Annotated in this window: 3 protein-coding genes; all 3 read left to right on the top strand. The window is 47.2% G+C overall.

From position 1 onward, the window contains the following. The first annotated feature begins 134 nt into the window (after positions 1-134). Positions 135-347: a KTSC domain-containing protein gene (locus FDW87_RS10365; RefSeq protein WP_016153189.1), complete on the top strand. Its 213-nt coding sequence runs from the start codon at positions 135-137 to the stop codon at positions 345-347. Between the two features lie 81 nt (positions 348-428). After that, positions 429-863, top strand: a complete 435-nt coding sequence (uspF, locus tag FDW87_RS10360) for a universal stress protein UspF (RefSeq protein ID WP_016153190.1) — start codon at positions 429-431, stop codon at positions 861-863. Positions 864-1061: 198 nt separating this feature from the next. Then, the coding region (ttcA, locus tag FDW87_RS10355) for a tRNA 2-thiocytidine(32) synthetase TtcA (protein WP_137379726.1) at positions 1062-1985 on the top strand (924 nt) is incomplete at its 3' end.

Raw genomic sequence — 1985 nt, 5'->3', positions numbered from 1 at the left:
GCTGGCAACAGCGGGCTCTCTTTATGTTCTAACAATTCTGTTTTATCCAGATCAAAACATTATATCTGTTGCGCTAAAACACATCTCTGATAGATGATATCTTGCATTAAGACCTGTAGTAGAGGATACCTGCAATGAATCATCATCCTGTAAAATCATCCCGTATTGCATCCGTCGGCTATGACGAATCCTCCCGCACGCTAGAAATTCGCTTTCACCAGTTGTCTACTCTGCAATATCAGCATGTCCCTGCTCGTATTTTTCGTGATTTCCTGAGCGTCGTTTCTAAAGGTCGATTTTACGATGGAGTAATAAAAGGAAAGTTTCCTGAAATAAAAATAAAGTGATGCCAAAATGTGATCTTTGTCATTGTACATAAAGTGCCATTACGCGGTAAGCTTTGTGTGGATACTTAAACAGGAGGTTTTATGAACAGAACGATTCTTGTACCCATCGATATTTCAGACTCAGAATTAACTCAACGTGTTATTGCCCATGTTGAAGCAGAGGCAAAAATTGACGATGCACAGGTTCATTTTTTGACCGTAATTCCGTCACTGCCCTATTATGCTTCCCTGGGATTGGCCTACTCGGCAGAGTTACCGGCCATGGAAGATCTGAAAGCCGAAGCAAAATCTCAACTGGAAGAGATTATCAAGAAGTTCAATATCCCAACGGACAGAGTGCACGTTCATGTCACAGAAGGTGCGCCAAAAGATAAGATTCTGGAGATGGCCAAAAAATTACCGGCTGATATGGTCATTATTGCCTCACATCGACCTGACATCACCACCTACCTGCTGGGGTCTAACGCCGCAGCCGTGGTGCGTCATGCGGAGTGTTCGGTACTGGTAGTCCGCTAAGCTGTCTGGCCCGCACATCGCTGCGGGCTTTTTGTTTCTACCTGTTATACCCCACGATTCCTGTCCTAAATGTGCTGACATTTTTCCCGCTTATCCGTACCATACACGCCACAGTTTTTATATCAGACTTCTTTTGCCGGACTATCCGGCGTGATGCATACTCTTCTGATGCCACACTATGAATTGAGCCTCTATTAAATGTCGCAAAATCAAGATATTAGTAAGAAAGAACAATACAACCTGAACAAATTGCAAAAACGTCTGCGCCGTAACGTGGGCGAAGCCATTGCCGACTTCAATATGATCGAAGACGGCGATCGCATTATGGTGTGCCTTTCCGGGGGGAAAGACAGCTATACCATGCTGGAGATCCTGCGTAATTTGCAGCAAAGCGCCCCGATCAGTTTTTCCTTAGTTGCGGTTAACCTCGATCAGAAACAGCCTGGCTTCCCGGAGCATATTCTGCCGGAATATCTGGAACAACTGGGCGTGGAGTATAAGATTGTCGAAGAAAACACCTACGGGATCGTCAAAGATAAAATCCCTGAAGGCAAAACGACCTGCTCGCTCTGTTCTCGCCTGCGTCGCGGCATTCTGTACCGCACGGCAACTGAGTTAGGCGCCACCAAGATTGCGCTCGGTCACCATCGCGACGACATCCTGCAAACGCTGTTTTTAAACATGTTCTACGGCGGGAAGATGAAAGGTATGCCGCCGAAGTTGATGAGCGATGACGGTAAACATATCGTTATCCGTCCGCTGGCTTACTGCCGTGAGAAAGATATCGAGCGTTTCTCCGAAGCGAAAGGTTTCCCGATTATTCCATGTAATCTGTGCGGCTCACAGCCTAACCTGCAGCGTCAGGTCATTGCCGATATGCTGCGCGACTGGGACAAACGCTATCCAGGGCGTATTGAAACCATGTTCAGCGCAATGCAGAACGTTGTACCTTCACATCTGAGCGATATCAATCTGTTCGATTTTAAAGGCATCAGGCACGGTTCAGAGGTTGTGGACGGCGGTGATTTAGCGTTCGATCGTGAAGAGATCCCGTTGCAGCCTGCGGGGTGGCAGCCAGAAGAAGATGATGCTCAACTGGATGAGCTGCGCCTGAACGTCGTG

This window comes from Citrobacter sp. wls826 (assembly GCF_005281245.1).
Classification (GTDB): Bacteria; Pseudomonadota; Gammaproteobacteria; order Enterobacterales; family Enterobacteriaceae; genus Citrobacter; species Citrobacter braakii.
This window is presented reverse-complemented; position numbering and strand designations above follow the sequence as displayed.

Excerpts from the sequence above, each read along its gene's own strand:
- FDW87_RS10365 (WP_016153189.1), top strand. The coding sequence starts at position 135 with ATGAATCATCATCCTGTAAAATCATCCCGTATTGCATCCGTCGGCTAT.
- uspF (WP_016153190.1), top strand. The coding sequence starts at position 429 with ATGAACAGAACGATTCTTGTACCCATCGATATTTCAGACTCAGAATTA.